The organism is Blastococcus sp. CT_GayMR20 (assembly GCF_004570345.1).
In genome coordinates this window covers 48,894-66,077 of record NZ_SPQM01000012.1, presented here as the reverse complement: position 1 = coordinate 66,077, position 17,184 = coordinate 48,894, and the positions used below count along the sequence as shown (strand labels likewise).

Annotated in this window: 18 protein-coding genes and 1 pseudogene; 10 read left to right on the top strand and 9 right to left on the bottom strand. The window is 73.9% G+C overall.

The genetic code is table 11. The annotated features are described in order from the left end of the window. Nucleotides 1–643, top strand: a pseudogene (locus E4P40_RS05390) (amidohydrolase family protein); the annotation flags it as partial. Nucleotides 644–712: 69 nt separating this feature from the next. On the opposite strand, the gene E4P40_RS05385 reads toward E4P40_RS05390, so the two are convergent. Continuing rightward, a complete protein-coding gene (locus E4P40_RS05385) occupies nt 713–2,257 on the bottom strand; it encodes a UDP-N-acetylglucosamine 1-carboxyvinyltransferase (protein WP_245160148.1) in 1,545 nt (514 codons plus the stop codon). A 74-nt stretch (nt 2,258–2,331) separates the two neighbouring features. On the opposite strand from E4P40_RS05385, the gene E4P40_RS05380 reads away from it, so the two are divergent. From E4P40_RS05380 to E4P40_RS05370, 3 genes are all read left to right on the top strand, one after another. Further along, nucleotides 2,332–3,081 (top strand): NAD(P)H-binding protein, encoded by a 750-nt coding sequence (locus E4P40_RS05380; RefSeq protein ID WP_135157865.1) that lies wholly within the window; start codon nt 2,332–2,334, stop codon nt 3,079–3,081. Nucleotides 3,082–3,179: 98 nt separating this feature from the next. Next, nucleotides 3,180–4,112, top strand: a complete 933-nt coding sequence (locus tag E4P40_RS05375) for a DMT family transporter (protein ID WP_135157864.1) — start codon at nt 3,180–3,182, stop codon at nt 4,110–4,112. A gap of 105 nt (nt 4,113–4,217) precedes the next feature. Next, nucleotides 4,218–5,222, top strand: coding sequence for a nitroreductase family protein (locus E4P40_RS05370; protein WP_167762113.1), 1,005 nt, complete (start codon nt 4,218–4,220; stop codon nt 5,220–5,222). Here the strand turns inward: E4P40_RS05370 and E4P40_RS05365 are convergent, their stop codons facing one another. The 5 genes from E4P40_RS05365 to malQ form a co-directional block, all read right to left on the bottom strand. Then, on the bottom strand, nt 5,223–6,011 hold the full coding sequence (locus tag E4P40_RS05365; protein WP_135157862.1) for a DUF998 domain-containing protein: 789 nt from the start codon (nt 6,009–6,011) through the stop codon (nt 5,223–5,225). Nucleotides 6,012–6,015: 4 nt separating this feature from the next. Next, nucleotides 6,016–6,414, bottom strand: coding sequence for a hypothetical protein (locus E4P40_RS05360; protein WP_245160147.1), 399 nt, complete (start codon nt 6,412–6,414; stop codon nt 6,016–6,018). A 35-nt stretch (nt 6,415–6,449) separates the two neighbouring features. Next, complete coding sequence (locus E4P40_RS05355; protein WP_135157861.1) at nt 6,450–6,650, bottom strand: hypothetical protein; 201 nt, start codon at nt 6,648–6,650, stop codon at nt 6,450–6,452. 67 nt (nt 6,651–6,717) lie between these two features. Then, entirely contained in the window at nt 6,718–6,957 is a 240-nt protein-coding gene (locus tag E4P40_RS05350; protein ID WP_245160146.1) for a hypothetical protein, read from the bottom strand. Nucleotides 6,958–7,282: 325 nt separating this feature from the next. Further along, nucleotides 7,283–9,133: a 4-alpha-glucanotransferase gene (gene malQ, locus E4P40_RS05345; protein ID WP_135157859.1), complete on the bottom strand. Its 1,851-nt coding sequence runs from the start codon at nt 9,131–9,133 to the stop codon at nt 7,283–7,285. Nucleotides 9,134–9,191: 58 nt separating this feature from the next. Here malQ and E4P40_RS05340 point away from each other — a divergent pair, with 58 nt between their 5' ends. The 5 genes from E4P40_RS05340 (at nt 9,192) to E4P40_RS05320 (ending at nt 13,931) form a co-directional block, all read left to right on the top strand. Further along, nucleotides 9,192–9,824 carry a LysE family translocator gene (locus E4P40_RS05340; RefSeq protein ID WP_135157858.1) on the top strand — a complete coding sequence of 211 codons (633 nt, stop codon included), beginning with the start codon at nt 9,192–9,194 and terminating at the stop codon, nt 9,822–9,824. A gap of 42 nt (nt 9,825–9,866) precedes the next feature. Then, the gene (locus E4P40_RS05335) at nt 9,867–10,853 is read left to right on the top strand and encodes a TIGR03885 family FMN-dependent LLM class oxidoreductase (protein ID WP_135157857.1); all 987 of its coding nucleotides are present in this window, start codon (nt 9,867–9,869) and stop codon (nt 10,851–10,853) included. Next, nucleotides 10,850–12,520: an alpha-amylase family protein gene (locus E4P40_RS05330; RefSeq protein ID WP_135157856.1), complete on the top strand. Its 1,671-nt coding sequence runs from the start codon at nt 10,850–10,852 to the stop codon at nt 12,518–12,520. Before E4P40_RS05335 ends, E4P40_RS05330 begins: the two co-directional genes overlap by 4 nt. 54 nt (nt 12,521–12,574) lie before the next feature. Then, nucleotides 12,575–13,285, top strand: a complete 711-nt coding sequence (locus E4P40_RS05325; protein WP_167762111.1) for an HNH endonuclease family protein — start codon at nt 12,575–12,577, stop codon at nt 13,283–13,285. Nucleotides 13,286–13,400: 115 nt separating this feature from the next. Then, complete coding sequence (locus tag E4P40_RS05320) at nt 13,401–13,931, top strand: hypothetical protein (RefSeq protein WP_135157855.1); 531 nt, start codon at nt 13,401–13,403, stop codon at nt 13,929–13,931. A gap of 27 nt (nt 13,932–13,958) precedes the next feature. Here E4P40_RS05320 and E4P40_RS05315 read toward each other — a convergent pair whose 3' ends face one another. Then, nucleotides 13,959–14,726, bottom strand: coding sequence for a sulfite exporter TauE/SafE family protein (locus E4P40_RS05315; protein ID WP_135157854.1), 768 nt, complete (start codon nt 14,724–14,726; stop codon nt 13,959–13,961). Then, a complete protein-coding gene (locus tag E4P40_RS05310; RefSeq protein WP_135157853.1) occupies nt 14,723–15,496 on the bottom strand; it encodes a sulfite exporter TauE/SafE family protein in 774 nt (257 codons plus the stop codon). Before E4P40_RS05310 ends, E4P40_RS05315 begins: the two co-directional genes overlap by 4 nt. Before the next feature lie 69 nt (nt 15,497–15,565). Here E4P40_RS05310 and E4P40_RS05305 point away from each other — a divergent pair, with 69 nt between their 5' ends. After that, on the top strand, nt 15,566–16,462 hold the full coding sequence (locus E4P40_RS05305) for an arginase family protein (protein WP_135157852.1): 897 nt from the start codon (nt 15,566–15,568) through the stop codon (nt 16,460–16,462). On the opposite strand, the gene E4P40_RS05300 is transcribed toward E4P40_RS05305, so the two are convergent. Continuing rightward, nucleotides 16,443–17,090 carry a hypothetical protein gene (locus tag E4P40_RS05300; protein WP_135157851.1) on the bottom strand — a complete coding sequence of 216 codons (648 nt, stop codon included), beginning with the start codon at nt 17,088–17,090 and terminating at the stop codon, nt 16,443–16,445. The two genes, E4P40_RS05305 and E4P40_RS05300, sit on opposite strands and share 20 nt — an antisense overlap. Nucleotides 17,091–17,184 lie beyond the last annotated feature (94 nt).

The window sequence follows — 17,184 nt, the reverse complement described above, 5'->3', positions numbered from 1 at the left end:
CGTGGGCGGCATCCCCTGGATCGAGGCGACCCCGGCCGACCAGGAGGCGCACGTCGACTGGGCCTGCGCGCTGGCCGCCAGGCTGGGACGACGGGTGGCGATGCTCACCGACGACGCCCCTGACCCGGCCTACGAGACGACCCGGATGCTCGCCGAGGCGATGCGGCGGCACGGGCTCGAGGGGCGGGGCGTCGCCTGTCACGCCCGCGCCGTCGGGCACTACGACGCCGAACGGCAGGACGCGCTCCTCGACCTGGCTCGCGAGGTCGGGCTCGGACTGGTCAGCGACCCGCACACCGGCTCGGTGGCGCTACCGGTGGAGCGGGCGGTCGAGCGGGGCGTGGCGGTGGCGCTGGGCCAGGACGACGTGGAGGACGCGTACTACCCGTTCGGCCGGCACAACCTGCTCGAGGTCGCCTTCCTGGCCGCGCACCTGCTGGACATGCGGTCGGCGCCCCAGCAGGAACTGCTCGTCGACCTGGTGACCACCTCAGCGGCCCGGGTCCTCGGGCTGGACGGCTACGGACTGCGGGTGGGCGGCCCGGCCGACCTGCTCGTGCACGACGCGACGAGGACGGTCGACCTGCTCGCCCACCACGCCCCACCCCGAGTCGTCATCCGCGCCGGCCACGTCCTCTCCTGAGGTGCCGAAATCGCGGTTCCGGCACCTCTCGTCAGGTGCCGAAATGGCGGTTTCGGCTCGGGGGTCCTTTCAGTCGTGGAAGACCTGGATCTGCGCGCCCATCTCGACCAGCCGCTCGTAGAGGTGCTCGTAGCCGCGGGCGATGATGTCGACGTTGCGCAGGACCGACGTCCCCTTGGCCGCGAGCATCGCCAGGAGGATGCAGACCGCGGGCCGGAGCGCGGGAGGGCACACGACCTCGGCGCTCGACCAGCGGGTCGGGCCGTTGACGAGGACCCGGTGGGGGTCGAGCAGGCGGACGTCGGCGCCGAGGCGGGTCAGGTCCGACAGGTGGATCGCCCGGTTGTCGTAGACCCAGTCGTGGATCAGCGTCGCCCCCTCCGCCTGCGCCGCGATGACGGCGAAGAACGGCAGGTTGTCGATGTTCAGCCCCGGGAACGGCATCGGGTGGATCTTGTCGATGGGCGCGCGGAGCACCGAGGGCGAGATGGTGATGTCGGCCAGCCGGGTGTGCCCGTTGGCGGCGACGTACTCGCGGGAGAGCTCGTAGCGCAACCCCATCTCCGCAAGCACGGCCAGCTCGATCTCGAGGAAGTCGACCGGCGCCCGGCACACGGTCAGCTCGGAGCCGGTGACGATGCCGGCGGTGAGCAGGCTCATCGCCTCGACCGGGTCCTCGCTGATCGTGTAGTCGACGTCCGAGTCCAGGACGGGCTTCCCGTGGACGACGAGCGTCGTCGTCCCGAGGCCCTCGATGCCGACCCCGAGCAGCTGCAGGTACAGGCAGAGGTCCTGGACCATGTAGTTGGAGCTGGCGTTCCGGATGACCGTCGTGCCGTCGGTGCGGGCGGCGGCCAGCAGCGCGTTCTCGGTCACGGTGTCCCCGCGCTCGGTGAGCACGATCGCCCGGGACGGGGCGCCGTTGTGCTGCACGGTGGCGTGGTACTCGCCGGCGCGCGCCTCGATCTCCAGGCCGAAGGGCCGCAGCGCGATCATGTGCGGCTGGACGGTGCGCGTGCCCAGGTCGCAGCCTCCGGCGTAGGGCAGGTTGAACGTCTGCGCGCGGTGCAGCAGCGGGCCCAGGAACATGATGATGCTGCGGGTCCGCCGGGCGGCGTCGGCGTCGATCCCGGCGAGGTCGAGGTCGTCCGGCACGACGAGCGTGAGGTCGTGGCCGTTCCCGTCCCACGTCGCCGAGACGCCGATGGAGCGCAGGACGTCGAGGATGCGTTCCACCTCGACGATGCGCGCCACGTTGCGCAGCGTCGTCCGGCCGCGGTTGAGCAGTGCGGCGCAGAGCAGGGCGACGGCGGCGTTCTTCGACGACTTCACCGTGACGCGACCGCGCAGCGGCTGTCCGCCGGTCACCCGCAGGTGCGTCGGGCCGGTCGGGCCGAGACTGATCAGCTCGCTCTCCAGCGCGGCGGAGAGCCGGCCGAGCAGCTCGAGGGTGAGGTTCTGACCGCCCTGCTCGATGCGGGCGACGGCGCTCTGGCTCGTGCCGAGGCGGTCGGCGAGCTGTTGCTGGGTGAGGCCGCGGTGGCGGCGGGCGTCCCGGACGAGGGAGCCGATGCGCGCCATGGCGGTGTCGGCGGGCATGTCGGTGAGCGTCACCGGAGCACGTTATCTCGCATGTGAGATGAGTTCGTGCACCCGGTCGGGCGAGTCCGCAGGCAAGACTGCGGGGCGTGGACGTACTCGTCACCGGTGGGACCGGTCGCCTCGGACAGCGCCTCGTGCAACCGCTCCAGGGGGCCGGCCACACGGTCCGTCTGCTGTCGCGGCGGGGGACCGGTCCGGGTGGGGTTCGAGGGGACCTGGCGGTGGGCGGTCCCGACCTGAGGCAGGCGGCGGCCGGTGCCGAGATCATCGTGCACGCCGCCAGCGACCCGCAGGGTGATCCCTGGCAGGTGGACGTCGCCGGCACGCGCCGGCTCGTCGAGGCCGTGGACCGCGAACGGCTGCGGCACCTGGTCTACCTCTCCATCGTCGGGGTCGACCGCATCCCGTACGGCTACTACCGCGCGAAGTTCGCCGCCGAGCAGGTGCTGCTCGCCTCGCGGCTCCCGGTGACCCTGCTGCGCGTGACGCAGTTCCACGACTTCATCGACTTCCTCCTCGATTCGGCCAAGCGCGGCCCGGTCCTCCCCGTGCCGATGGGCTGGCGGGTGCAGCCCGTCGACGTGGGGGAGGTCGCGGCGCACGTCACCGAGGTGGTCGCCATGCCTCCCTCCGGGGGCGTGGTCGAGTTCGGCGGGCCGGAGGACCTGGCGGCGGCCGACCTCGCCCGGGCCTGGGCCGGGGCCCGCGCCCCGGGGACGCACGTGGTCGCCACGCCGGTGCCCGGCAAGTTGAGCGCCGCCGTCCGGGACGGCGCGGCGGTGCCGTCCGGCGGGGCCCGGGGACGGCGCACCTACGCCGAGCACCTGCACGCATAGCGCTGGCGGACTGCCAACTTCGGTGGCAGGACCGCCATCGCAGGACGACGTCGGAAACCCGCCGGAGAACTGTCGGACCCGGCACCTAGGGTCCGACCGTGAACACCCCGACCAGCGCGCCGGCCCGCCCGGACAGCCGCACGATCCTCGCCGTCGTCGTCACGCTCTTCGCCTGGGCGTCGGCGTTCGTGGCGATCCGCGGGGTGGGGGAGGACCTCTCACCCGGGGCGCTCGCGCTTGGACGTCTCCTCGTCGGGTCGGCCGTGCTGGGCCTGCTCATGGTCGGTCGTGGCTGGGTGCCGCCCACGCGCCGGGAGTGGGCCCTGCTCGGGGCCTGCGGGGTCGGCTGGTTCGGCGTCTACAACGTCGCGCTCAACGCCGCGGAACAGCACCTGGATGCCGGCACGACGGCGATGCTGGTGAACATCGGGCCGATCCTCATCGCGGTCTTCGCCGGCCTGCTGCTGGGTGAGGGCTTCCCGCGGTGGCTGGTCGCCGGCATCGCGGTCGCCTTCGCCGGCGTCGTCCTCATCGGCGTGGCCACTCGCAGTGCCGAGACCGAGCTGGTGGGCGTCGTCCTGTGCGTCGTGGCCGCCGTGACCTACGCGATCGGGGTGGTGGCCCAGAAGCCGGTCCTGCGCCGGCTGCCCGCGCTCCAGGTGACGTTCACCGCCTGCGTCGTCGGCATGCTCTGCTGCCTGCCGTGGGCCGGTGCGCTGATCGACGAGCTCGGGCGGGCGCCGGCGGCGTCGGTTGCCGGCATGGTCTACCTCGGCGTCGTGCCGACGGCGCTGGCGTTCAGCACCTGGGCGTACGCGCTGACCCGCATGGACGCCGGAAAGCTCGGGGTCACCACCTATGTGGTGCCGCCGCTGGTCATCGTGCTCGGCTGGCTGCTCCTCGACGAGGTGCCGCCGGCGCTGGCGGTCGTCGGTGGCGCGGTCTGCCTGGCCGGGGTCGCCCTGTCCCGCCGCCGGACGCGCCCCCGCCGTCCCGTGCCGGTGACGCAGGAGGCTGGCACCCCACTCTGACGAACGCTGCCGCTGCGACGCACCGGCGCCCGCGCCCAGGAATGGGGTAGGCAGCAGACCGGGGCGCCGGGCGACTCCTGGCCGCGGACGGAGCGGGAGGTCGGCGTGGAGGAGCAGGACTGGGTGCGGGTGGTGGCCGACGCCACATGGGCGCCGTCGATCCTCGACACGCAGCCGTGGCGGTTCGTCGCCGGGCCGGACCGCCTCGACCTCTTCTTCGACCGCGAGCGTGCCCTGCCCGTCCTGGACCCGACCGGCCGCCAGCAGGTGATCAGCTGCGGGAGCGCCCTGGAGTTCGCCGTCGTGGCCCTCTCCGCCGCCGGGTCCGACGGCGCGGTCGACCTGCTCACCGACGACGGCGATCCCGACCACCTGGCGACGATCGAGGTGACGGGCACCCGCGATCCCTCCGACGAGGACCGCGGGCTGGCCGCGGCGATCGACCGGCGGCACACCGTGCGCGCACCGTTCGAGTCGCGGGCGGTGCCCGCCGACCTGGTGGACCGGCTGCAGGAGGAGGCCGGCCTCCTCGACACCTGGGTCAAGCCGATCACGCGCTCCGAGGAGGAGGTCGCCACCGTCGTCCTGGTCTCCCGGGCCGAGGAGATGGAGCAGGGCGCCGCCTATCTGGCGGAGATCCAGCGCTGGATGCGGACCGACCCCGGCGCGGTGGACGGCGTCCCGGTGGAGGCGGTGCCGAGCGGGAACCCGCACGCCCGTCCCTCGAACTGGCTCATCCGCGACTTCGTCGCCGGCGAGCGCGAGCAGTCACCGTTCCTCCCGGCGGGCGATCCCGACGCGCCGCCGCCGGAGGTGGAAGGCCCGCTCGTGGTGCTGATGGGCACCGGCGGCGACGACCGCTACGACTGGTTGCAGGCCGGCCGTGGCCTGGGCCGCATCCTGCTGCACGCGACCGCGGCGGGCGTGGCCGCGTCACCGCTCACCCAGGCGCTGGACTGGCCGGCGACGCGCACCCGGCTGCAGTCCCGGCTCTCCCTGGTCGGACACCCGCAGCTGCTCGTGCGGCTGGGGTACCCGCCGCAGACCCCGACCGGGGCGGTCAGCGGGCGGCGTCCGGTCGAGGATGTCCTGACCTTCGTGCCGGGCTGATCAGTCCCGCCGGCGCCCCTGGCCCGCCCACGGGTCGTCCTCGGTTCCGTCGGCGTCCACCGCCGGGGACTCGGAGACCGGACGCCGGACCGCCGCCTCGAGTGCCTCGTCCCGCCGGCGGTCGCGCTCGGCCCGCTCCGCGCGGATCAGTTCGCGCTCCTCGCGCCGGGTGAGGCGCTCCTCGGTCGACGCATCCGAGGACGGGACCCCCAGCCGCCACAGTGCCGCGCCGGCGACGGCCAGCGCGATGGGGAGGACGTACCCGGCCGCGCGCTCGGTGCCGCCGTTGCCGAGGACGTCGACGACGCCGGTCAGGAAGAACACCGTGGCCGCCGTCCCGATCAGGCCGAGCAGCGCCAGCGTCGTCCCGAGGAGCTCCGACCGCGGCCGGACGGCGTAGGCGAGAGCGATCAGGGCCAGCCCGCCCCCGAGCAGGTACAGCACCGCGCCGATCGCATGCATCGTCGAGTTGCCGTCGGTCGGGAACACGCCCACGAGGACGACGCCCACCGCGGCGCCGCCCAGCAGGACAGGGGCGACGTCCGCCGCCCCGCGCATCAGCGCCGGTCGCAGGAGGAGCGTGCCGGTGAGGATCAGCACCCCCTGGACGACGAACGACGCGTTCATCAGGGTCGCAGCGGCGGAGTCGGCCGCGCCCAGCGCGCTGATGGTGTCGTCGGCGCGCGAGTAGGACCCCTCGAACCGGCTCGCCGCGATCGCCTCGACGACGAAGAACTGCAGGGTCAGCAGCCAGGCGAGCGCGCCCCAGCGCAGCCGGTTCGGATTCACGCCCTCATCGTCCCAGGACGGCGCCGCCCGCCCGGTCGAGGACCGCGGCGAACTGCTCGGCCGACAGCCACGAGGGATTGCTGCCGGCCGGCATCCGCAGCACCTCGGCATCGCGCATCCGCGGATCGGCCAGCAGCTCGGCCCGGGGCACCGGCTCGGCGAGCAGCTCCAGCCGGGCGGGGACCACCGGACGGCCGTCGTCGTCCTCGCCCGCCGGACCGGTCAGCCTGCCCAGGGCGTGGACCCCGGGAGCGGTCCGGCCGCTCACCCAGAGCAGGCACGGCTGGCCGGCCGCCATCAGCTCGAGGCGGTAGGAGGCACGCACGCAGCGGGTCATCGAACGCGCCGTGCGGGGTGCCCAGCCGGCCGCCATCGCGTCCGGCGGACGGGTCGTCTTGAGCACCCAGCAGGCGACGTCCGCCGGGGTCAGCCGGCTGCTCAGTCGGTCGCCGCGTGTTCCTCGGCGCCGGTGGGGTCGGCGTCGTCCGAACCCACGGCCTGGCGCTCCAGCTCCGTGCGGTGCTCCAGCACCTCGTCGCTCGGGTGCGGGTCCTTCGCGTGCTGGGTCCGGTCGCGCGTGGGGTGCTCCTCGGGCTGGATCACGTCGTCGAGAGTGGCGCCGTCGTCGGGGGAAGTCATCGTTGCTCCGTCCGGGAAGGAATGTGACCGTCCGGCCATAGCCACCTCGCGCCGCCGCCAACCGTGATCATCGCGGCTCCAGCCGGGCCGCCGGCAGCCACGACTCCACCAGGGCCGGCCCGTGGGGGCCGGTCACCGCGTAGGCGACGCGCCCCTGCCAGGCCCCCCCGCGCTGCCGCCACTCGACCAGCAGGCCCGGCCATGTGCCCGGGAACTCGGGGGGATCGCGCACCCAGCAGTGCCGCCCCTCGCCGCCGTCCCCGGCGGCTGCGTAGGCGGGTCCGGGCTCCGGGACGGCGGCGGACATCGGTACCTCCGTCCGGACCCCGGAGGCCGCGGCTCGCTCCCCGAGGGAGCGTCCCCCTCGTCCAGGACTCATGCCGCCGGCCACCGCAGAAGTCTCGCACGGCATCCGAACGTACGTTCGATCCGGTAGGCGCGAGTCGCTCCGGCGCGTCGTCGCGACACGAACGGCGAGGCGTCAGTGAGAAGCGGCACAGCATTCCGGTTGGCGGCAGGGAGGCGAGCCGCCTGTGCGACACAGGCAAACGACTTCTGGGCTGCCGTGAGCGCTCCGAGTCGTGGCCGGTGCGCCGGTCGGCACCGCGAGCACCACGGCCGGAGGCCGGTCCTCATCTCCTCGGGGCCGGCCTCCGGTCGTTGGTCACGCCGGCGGCGAGGATGCCCGAGACCTTCTGCAGCAGGGGGTGGCCGGGCAGGTCCTCCACGAGCACGGGCAGCGGCAGCGACCAGTTGGGGCGCTCGGTCGTGCCGGGCACGTTCGGACGGCGCAGTTCACCCACCGCGTCGTCCAGGGTCGCCGACAGCAGCTTCGACGGGGCCTGCGCCAGCAGTCGGTGCGCCCGCTCGACGGCCTGCTCGACGGGTGCGTCCTCGGCGAGCCCGGGCAGCCGCTCCAGCAGCGCCTTCCGGCCCCGCTCCAGCTCCTCGTCCGTCCCCGTGCCGTACTCGCGCTGCTCCTCGGCGTCGTTCCCGGTCCACAGCCCCGCGACCGTGGGCAGGTCGTGAGTGGTGATCGCCGCCATGGCCTCCGCCGGCCACTCCGCCGGGGCGTCCTCCTCGAACCACAGCAGCCGGTAGGACAGCACGCCGTGCTCGGCCATGGCTTCCCGGACCCCGTCCTCCACGGTGCCGAGGTCCTCACCGACGACGAGGGCCTGCGCCCGGTGGCTCTCCAGCGCGACGATGTCGAGCAGGTCGTCGGACGGGTAGCGGACGTAGGCGCCGTCCGCGGCACTGCCGTTCGCGGGAACCCACCACAGCCGGAACAGGCCCATGACGTGGTCGATCCGCAGCCCCCCACCGCCGGCCATGGTGGCGCGGATGGACTGGATGAACGGCTCGTAGTCGGCGTCCCGGAGCCGCCACGGGATCAGCGGTGGCGAGCCCCAGTTCTGGCCCTGCGAGTTGAAGGCGTCCGGCGGGGCGCCGACGTCCACGCCCTCGGCCAGCACGTCCTGCCAGGTCCAGGCGTCGGCGCCGCCCCCGGCGAAGCCGATGGGCAGGTCCTGGATGACGGTCATGTCACCGGTGGCGGCGGTGAACTGCAGGTCCAGCGCCCACTGCAGCCAGGCGTGGAACGCCACGACGGCGCCGTGCCGCTCGACGTAGGCGGCCAGTTCCGGGCTCTCCGGACGGCGCAGCTCCGGGGGCCAGGTGTGCCAGTCGCCGCCGTGCTCCTCGACGATCGCGGCCCACGTCGCCCAGTCCTGCAGCGTCTGCCCCTGCTCCTCGCGCCAGCGGGCGAACGCCTCGCCGCCCCCGTGGGCGAAGAAGATGCGCATCAGCACCTCGCGCTTGCGCGCCCAGATCGCGTCCCGGTCGATGAGCGTGCCGTCGGAGAGCGCTCGGCCGGCATCCTCCTCGAGGTCGACGCCGTCGGCGCCGGGCACCTCGGAGACCCGCAGGTAGATCGGGTTGCGGAAGCGGCGGGTGGCCGGCAGGTACGGGCTGGACTCCTGCCCGGCGGTCGGGGCGACCGCGTGCAGGGGGTTGATCAGCACGAAACCCGCGCCCTGGTCGGCCGCCATGCGGCGCACCGCCCGCAGGTCGGCGAGGTCGCCGATGCCCCAGCTGTCGCGGCTGCGGGTGGCGTAGAGCTGCACGGCCCAGCCCCAGCGGCGGCCCTCGGGGAGCCAGCACCCGCCGGGGGAGACGATCAGCCGCCGGCGACGGCCCTCGGGCGTCTGCAGCCAGTGGTAGCCGAGGGGGAAGTCCTCGGGCAGCTCGCCGTCGATCTGCCGCACGTCCCCGTCCTCGCAGACGACGGTGGCCTCGTCGATCTCCAGCGCGTCCCCGGGCCGGGCGACGATCGGCGCACGGTCCTCGAGGTCCGCCGGGGGACGCCCGATGACCTCCCGCAGCCGCTCGATCGTCGCCGGAGCCACCTCGTGCTCCTCGTCCAGCGCGTCCAGCCAGCTCGCATCGATGCCCCACTCGTCGGTGGTCGGTGTCCGTGTCACCCGGCGATCCTCGCCGGGGCGTGGCCGGTTCGCAGTCCCAGTGCGCCACCATGGCGACGTGAGCCTCGGCACGGCGGTCCTGGGTTTCGCCGTCGTGGCGGCGGCGCTCACCGTCACGCCGGGACTGGACACCGCCCTCGTCCTGCGCGCGGCGCTCACCCGGAGCCGGGGCGAGGCTGCCGCGACCGCGGCCGGGATCGTCGCCGGGCTGTTCGTCTGGGGTGCCGCCGCGGCCGTCGGCGTCTCCGCGCTGCTGACCGCCTCGGACCTCGCCTACGACGTCCTGCGGTACGCGGGTGCGGCCTACCTGCTGTGGTTCGGCGCCCGGCTGCTGGTGCGCGCCGTGCGAGGGAGCGGTGCGCCCGCCGAGCCGGACGGGGCACCGGCGACGTCGGCGTGGCGGGCGGCCCGGGCCGGTCTGGCCACCAACCTGCTCAACCCGAAGGTCGGCGTCTTCTACGTCGCCCTGCTGCCGCAGTTCCTGCCGGCCGGGAGCGACCCGCTGCTCGTCGGCCTCCTGCTGGCCGGCGTGCACGGCGCCCTGTCGGCCGTCTGGTTCGCCCTGCTCATCGCGCTCGCGAGCGCGCTCGGCCGGCGCCTCCGCCGTCCGTCGACGGTGCGTGCGATCGACGGGGTCACCGGGGCGACGCTGCTCGGTTTCGGTGTCCGGTTGGCACTCGCCGGCCGCTGACCCACCTGGCCGCGGGGTCCGGACACCGGTAGGCATGGGCGCATGCCGGTGATCGGATTCCACAACTCCCACGAGCAGATCCATCCCGCGGAGCTGCTCACAGCCGTCCAGCACGCGGAGGAGGTCGGGTTCACGGCCGCGATGTGCTCGGACCACTTCGCGCCGTGGAACCTCGAGCAGGGGCACTCCGGGTTCTCGTGGTCCTGGCTCGGCGCCGCGCTGGCGACGACGAACCTGCCGTTCGGCGCGGTCAACGCGCCCGGCCAGCGCTACCACCCGGCGATCGTGGCGCAGGCGATCGCGACACTCGGCGCGATGTTCCCCGGCCGGTTCTGGGTGGCGCTGGGCAGCGGCGAGGCGATGAACGAGCACATCACCGGGGACCGGTGGCCCCGCAAGGACGTGCGCGACGCCCGCCTCCGGGAGTGCGTCGACGTCATCCGGGCGCTGCTGGCGGGGGAGGAGGTCACGCACGACGGGCTGGTGACCGTCGACCGGGCGAAGATCTGGACCCTGCCCGAGCAGCCACCGGCGCTGATCGCGCCCGCAGTCACCGTCGCGACCGCACGCCGGGGCGCGGAGTGGGCCGACGGCATGGTCACCATCAACCAGCCGCACGGGCACCTGCGCGAGATGATCGCCGCGTACCGGGACGCGGGCGGACGCGGCCGGCTCGTCCTCCAGGTGCACGTCTCCTACGACCCGGACCCCGACCGGGCGCTGGCCATCGCGTTCGAGGAGTGGCACAGCAACGTCTTCCCCCCACCGCTGTGCTGGGACCTCGACACCCCGGAGGCGTTCGAGCAGGCCAGCGCCCACGTCACCCCGGACGACGTGGCGAAGGTCGTGCGCGTGTCGTCGGACCTCGGTCAGCACGCCGCCTGGATCGACGAGTACGTCGAGCTCGGTTTCGACGACATCTACCTGCACCACGTCGGCCAGGAGCAGCGCGGCTTCCTCGACGCGTTCGGCGAGCACGTGCTGCCCCAGCTGGACGTCGAGAAGCCGGAGCCGGCGGTGGCGGTATGAGGATCACCGACACCAGTGACCTCTGGTGGAAGACCGCCGTCGTCTACTGCCTCGACGTCGAGACGTTCATGGACTGGAACGGCGACGGCATCGGGGACTTCGCCGGCCTGGCCCAGCGGCTCGACCACCTCGCCGACCTCGGCGTCACCTGCCTGTGGCTGATGCCCTTCTACCCGACCGCCGAGCGCGACGACGGCTACGACATCACCGACTTCTACGGCGTCGATCCCCGGCTGGGCACGCACGGCGACCTCGTCGAGGTCATCCGGACGGCGAACGACCGCGGCATGCGGGTGATCGCCGACCTCGTCGTCAACCACACCTCGCGCAAGCACCCCTGGTTCCGGTCGGCCGAGAGGAGCAAGGACTCGCCGTTCCGCGACTTCTACGTCTGGCGCTCGGACCCGCCGCCCGACACGACGAAGGACGTCGTCTTCCCCGACCAGGAGACCAGCATCTGGACGCTGTCCGAGCCGACGGGGGAGTGGTACCTGCACAAGTTCTACAAGGAGCAGCCGGACCTGAACGTCACCGAGCCGCGGGTGCGCGACGAGATCGCCAAGGTGATGGGGTTCTGGCTGCAGCTCGGGCTCTCGGGCTTCCGCGTCGACGCCGTCCCCTTCCTCCTGGAGACGGCGGGGGCGGACGACGGCGCCTTCCCGGAGCCGCACCAGTACCTGCGGGCGCTGCGCCAGCTCGTCGGCCGTCGCTCGGGCAGCGGGGTCCTCCTCGGCGAGGTGAACCTGCCGTTCGACCAGCAGCTGGAGTTCTTCGGCGGCAGGGACGGGGACGAGCTGACGATGCAGTTCGACTTCATCGGCATGCAGGCGCTCTACCTCGCGTTGGCCCGGGCCGACGCCGGACCGCTGGCCGCCGCGCTCGAGGGCCGGCCGGCGCTGTCACCGGACTCGCAGTGGGCGACCTTCGTGCGCAACCACGACGAGCTCACGCTCGACAAGCTGTCCGACGAGGAGCGCGCTGAGGTGTTCGCCGCCTTCGGCCCGGAGGAGCGGATGCAGGTCTACGGCCGGGGTCTGCGCCGGCGGCTGCCGCCGATGCTGGACGGCGACCCGCGGCGGATCCGGATGGTCTACAGCCTGCTGTTCTCCCTCCCCGGCACCCCGGTGCTCTTCTACGGGGAGGAGATCGGCATGGGGGAGGACCTCGATGCCGAGGGGCGCCTCGCCGTCCGGACGCCCATGCAGTGGACGTCGGGGCGCAACGGCGGCTTCTCGCCCGCCGAGCCCCGGAAGCTGCCCGGCCCGGTGGTCAGCGGCGGCTTCTCTCCCGAGTTCGTCAACGTCGCGGCCCAGCGCAACGACCCCGACTCGCTGCTGTCGTTCATGAAGCTGCTGATCCGCCGGTACCGGGAGTCGCCGGAGCTCGGGTGGGGCGACTTCCACGTGCTGGAGCACCCCTGCCCCGAGGTGCTCGCCCACCTCTGCTCCTGGGACGACGGGGCACTCGTGGCGCTGCACAACCTGTGCGCCGAACCGCGCACCGTGCCGATCACGCTCGAGGGCTGCGACGCCTCGCACCGCCTGGTCGACCTGCTGCAGGCGGGCGAGACGTCGCTGTCGGACAAGGGCGGGGCCGAGGTCCCGCTGGAGGGCTACGGCTACCGCTGGCTGCGCGTCGTGGCCCAGGACAGCCGCCGCCTGGTCTAGCCGCAACGAGTGTCGGTGCCGGGAACCGTCGGTGGTCGCTCGTAGCGTCGGGGGGTGCCCCGTTCCGTCGTCCTCGTGCTGCTCGCCGTCCTCCTCACCCTCACCGGCTGCGAGTTCGAGTGGCAGATCGAGTCGGGTCCGCCGGAGCCCGCCGCGTCGGTGGGACAGGCGGACGTCCCAACCGGAACGCTCGAGCCCGCCGCCGCGGCCACGGCACTGGCCGGCCTGCGGGTCGCGGAGAAGACCGCACTCGACGGCTACGAGCGCGGCTGCGGCGACGGGGAGGCCTGCGTGTTCGGCCCGGCGTGGTCCGACGTCGACCGCAACGGCTGCGACCAGCGCAACGACGTCCTGCACCGCGACCTCACCGAGGTGCAGGTGCGCGACGGGACGCAGGGGTGCGTGGTCATCGCCGGTGTCCTCGACGACCCGTACACCGGCGAGATGGTCCCCTTCGAGAAGGCCGACGCCGCCCTGGTGCCGATCGATCACGTCGTCCCGCTGGCCGCCGCCTGGGTGCAGGGGGCCGCGGCGTGGGCGCCCGACCAGCGGGAGGCGTTCGCCAACGACCTCGCCAACCTGATCGCGACGACGCGGGCGGAGAACTCCTCGAAGGGCGACTCGACCGCCGAGGAGTGGGTTCCCGCGGACCCGGCCTACGGCTGCTCCTACGCGACCGTCGTCGTCACGGTGAAGGACCGCTACGCCCTGGCCGTCACGCCCGCCGAGGCCGACGCGCTGGCCGGGCTGCTCGCCACCTGCTGAGGTCGCCGCCACTGAGTTCGCCGGCCACTGAGTCGTAGGCCACTCGCGCGTCCTCGGGGCGTCGTCCGAGCTTCTGGGACGGATGCGCCTAGCGTGACGGATGAGGTGATGAGTCATGAGTGAACGCAACGGAAGTACGTCGGTCGGCACGGGCACGGCGGAGATCCCGGTGGTCCGTCCGGGTGTGCCGGGCGAGCCGGAGGTCGTCCCGACGGCGGCGGAGGAGGCCGGCGCCGCGCCGCAGCAGGACGCCGCCCACATGACCGCACCGGTCACCGTCCGGCCGGCGCCGCGGATGCCGCGCCGCGGCCCGCTGACCGTCATGGGCCCGTGGGCTCCCGTGGCCGGCGCCCTGATCGGGCTGCTCCTGGGCCTGGTCGTCGTGCTGCTGCTGGGCGGAGTGGCCGACAGCTTCGAGGACCGGCTGGCACTCGCCTTCACCGTCCTCGGCCTGGGCCTGCTCGGGACGTCGGGCATCCTGCTCGCCGACGAGGTGCGGATGATCCGGCAGCGTGCCCGCGACGCCGTCGTCCGCCCAGCGTGGGTGGAGGCGACGGCCGGCCTGCTCAACGGGCTGACGCCGGCCCGGCTGCTGCTCCTGGTCAGCGGCTTCGTGCTGTTCCTGGCGGCCTACGTCAGCCGCTGAGGTTGCTCGGACGCCGTCCGCCCGCGCTCAGGTGTAGGCCTGGATGCCGAGGTGGATCGCCAGGCCGATGCCGGCGAGCGCGATCAGTCGGCGCAGCAGCGTCTGCGGGGCCCGGCGGACGACGCGCGGGCCCAGCCGGCCCCCGGCGAAGAGCCCGATGGCCAGCGGCAGCGCGGCCGACCACGCGATCGACGAGAACACGATGAAGCCGACGGCGGCGGTGCCGTTGGCGATCCCGAGGACGACGTTGCGCAGCGCGTTGCCGCGGGGCAGGCCCTCGCCGGTGGTGAGCAGGAACATCGCCAGCATCATCACGCCGGCCGCGGCGCCGAAGTAGCCGCCGTAGATGGCAATCGTGAACGTCCCGAGCGGCAGCCACCAGGGGTCGCGGTGCTCGGGGTGCTCCAGCGCCCCCTCGACCGCAAGGGCCTGCGGCGGGCGGCTGACCAGCAGGGCGATCGCGGCCGCGGCGATCAGCCAGGGGACGATCCGTTCGAACGCCGACGTCGGCGTCGACAGCAGCAGGGCCGCCCCGGCGGCGCCGCCCAGCGCCGAGGCGCCGGCGAGCCGCAGGACCCGCGACCGTTGCCCTGTCAGCTCCGGCCGGGACGCGCTGACCGAGCCGACGCCGGTCAGGACCATCGCCGTCGTGTTGGTGACGTTGGCGGTCACGGGCGGGATGCCGATCGCGAGCAGCGCGGGATAGCTGATGAGCGAGGCGAGACCGGCGATGCTGCCCACGAGACCGGCGCCGATGCCGGCGAGGACGAGGAAGCCGAACTCGAGGGGGTTCACCTCGTCACCAGGACCACGATGGCGATGATGCCGAGGACGACGATCGCCGTCCTCAGGAGCCACGACGGCAGCCGGCGGCCGAAGCGGGCGCCGACGTGCCCGCCGACCAGGGAGCCGCCCGCGAGCAGGGCCGCGGCCGTCCAGTCGACCAGGTTCGAGGCGACGACGACGTAGGCCCCGGCCGCCACCGTGTTGACCGTCAGGGTGAGCACGTTCTTGAGCGCGTTCAGGCGCTGGATGGACTCCCGGAGCAGCAGGCCGAAGATGCCGATCTGCAGCACACCCTGACTGGCCGCGAAGTAGCCGCCGTACGTGCCCGTGGCGTACGCCCCGGCGAAGAGTCCGGCCAGCCGCGCGCCGTCGACCGGACGGTCCGGCGAGCCCGCGGGCGTGGCCAGCCTCCGCTGCAGGGCCGGCTGGACGGCGACCAGGACGACGGCGATCCCGATGAGGACGGGGACGATCGCCTCGAAGCTCGACGCCGGCAGGTGCAGCAGCAGGAAGGCGCCGGTGAGCGCGCCCAGGACGGAGGCGGGCAGGAGCCGGAGGAGCAGCCGTCGCTGGCCCCGGAGCTCCCGCCGGTAGCCGACCGCCCCGCTGAGGTTGCCCGCGATCAGGCCGAGGGAGTTGCTGATCGTCGCGGGCACCGGCGGCAGCCCGACGGCGAGCAGCACGGGGAAGCTGACCAGGGTGCCGGAGCCGACGACGGCGTTGATCCCGCCCGCCGCGAGGCCGGCCGCGGCCACGGCGGCCATCTCCCAGCCGGTCATGCGTTCATCGCTTCCGAGCCTGACACAGGCCGCTGGTCCGGACGGCGGCTCGGTGGTGTGATCGCCGCCATGCCCGGACCGACGCCGGAGCGACCGCCCGTGCGGTTGCTCCGTGCCCCGTACGACTCCGGTCACCGCGACGTCCGGATGGGGGCGGGCCCCACCGCCCTGAGCCGGGCCGGTGCCGCTTCCCGACTGCGCAGCCGGGGGCACGCCGTCCGGGAGGAGCTGGTCGCCCCGGCGTCGGACTGGCAGGCCGAGCTCGCCACCGCCTTCGAACTCCAGCGGCTCGTGGCCGCAGCCGTCGCCGATGCCCGGGCGGCCGGGGAGGTGCCGCTGCTCCTGGCCGGGAACTGCAACACGACGCTGGGCGTCCTCGCGGGGATGAGGGCGGACCACCGCCGGGTCGGCCTGGTCTGGCTGGACGCGCACGGTGACTTCAACACGCCCGAGGAGGACACCTCCGGCTTCCTCGACGGGCAGGGCCTCGCCATGATGGTGGGCCGCTGCTGGCGGGCGCTCGCCGGCGATGTGCCCGGCTTCCAACCGCTGCCGGAACGGGACGTCGTCCTGGTCGGGGCGCGTGACCTGAGCGAGGCCCAGGTCGCCGTGCTGGAGCGTTCGGCGCTCACCTGGCTGCGCCCGGAGCAGGTCCGCCGGCCGGCGGACCTGGCGGGAGCGCTCGACGGGCTGGCCCGGCGGGTGGACGCGGTGCACTTCCACGTGGACCTCGACGTCCACGACCCGTCGATCGCCCCGGCCAACGGGTACGCCGCCCCTGACGGACTGACGGCGGAGGAGGTGCTCGGCGTGCTCTTGGCGACCGCTGCCCGGCTGCCCGTCGTCTCGGCGACGCTCGCGTCCTACGACCCTGCGTACGACATCGAGGACAGGATGCGGACGACGGCCCTGGCGCTGCTCGAGCAGGTCGCGGCGGTCGCCGTCGTCAGCGGGCGTCGAGCGTGACCAGCGGGGTGGTCAGCATCGCCTTGAGGGCGCCGAGGAGCCCCAGCACGGGGACGGCGACGGCGCACCACATGCCGGCGCCGTACCGGTCGAGCGTCCAGCCGGTGTCGGCCAGCAGCAGGACGACCGCGGCCGCGCAACCCAGGGCGACGACCAGGGCCACGAGGCCGACGAGCCGGTGAGCACGTGCGGGCACCAGGAGCAGCAGGCCGAGGACGACGAGCAGCCCGCCGCTCGCCACGACGACGAACGGCTGCCAGACGCCGCCGCCCGCCCACTCGGCGACCCCGGCGCCCAGCCCCTCGACGCTGCGCTGGAGGAGCGCCAGCCCGGTGGGGCCCTCGCCGGTCGACCAGGACAGCAGCAGGCTGAGGTTCGCGGCCACGCCGGCGAGGACGAGCGCACCGCCGGCGACCCGGTCGGGGCGCTTGAGGACGATCAGCTCCGGCTGGGGGAGGGCCGTGCCTTCCTCCGGGACGTCCGCGGGGAAGCCGAGGATCGTCGGCTCGCCGATGGTGTCGGCGGGGACGGTCCGGGGGCCCCTGGGACCGCCCGCGCGCGACCGCGCCCCCCGTCTGCGCGCCGTCTTCTGGCCGGAACCGTGGGGCGGCTGCAGGCGCTCGGTCATCGGGTCCTCCGACGGCGCGGACGCGGGGAGGCGTCCTGTGCCTACGAGGGTAGGGCCGCTCCGGCACCCGCGGCGACAGAACCGGCACGGCTTC

Bases quoted from the DNA above. Each gene is read 5' to 3' on its own strand.
- E4P40_RS05355 (WP_135157861.1), bottom strand. From the start codon at position 6,650: ATGACTTCCCCCGACGACGGCGCCACTCTCGACGACGTGATCCAGCCC.
- E4P40_RS05350 (WP_245160146.1), bottom strand. From the start codon at position 6,957: ATGTCCGCCGCCGTCCCGGAGCCCGGACCCGCCTACGCAGCCGCCGGG.
- E4P40_RS05335 (WP_135157857.1), top strand. From the start codon at position 9,867: ATGCCGGTGATCGGATTCCACAACTCCCACGAGCAGATCCATCCCGCG.
- E4P40_RS05330 (WP_135157856.1), top strand. From the start codon at position 10,850: ATGAGGATCACCGACACCAGTGACCTCTGGTGGAAGACCGCCGTCGTC.
- E4P40_RS05320 (WP_135157855.1), top strand. From the start codon at position 13,401: ATGAGTGAACGCAACGGAAGTACGTCGGTCGGCACGGGCACGGCGGAG.
- E4P40_RS05310 (WP_135157853.1), bottom strand. From the start codon at position 15,496: ATGACCGGCTGGGAGATGGCCGCCGTGGCCGCGGCCGGCCTCGCGGCG.
- E4P40_RS05305 (WP_135157852.1), top strand. From the start codon at position 15,566: ATGCCCGGACCGACGCCGGAGCGACCGCCCGTGCGGTTGCTCCGTGCC.
- E4P40_RS05300 (WP_135157851.1), bottom strand. From the start codon at position 17,090: ATGACCGAGCGCCTGCAGCCGCCCCACGGTTCCGGCCAGAAGACGGCG.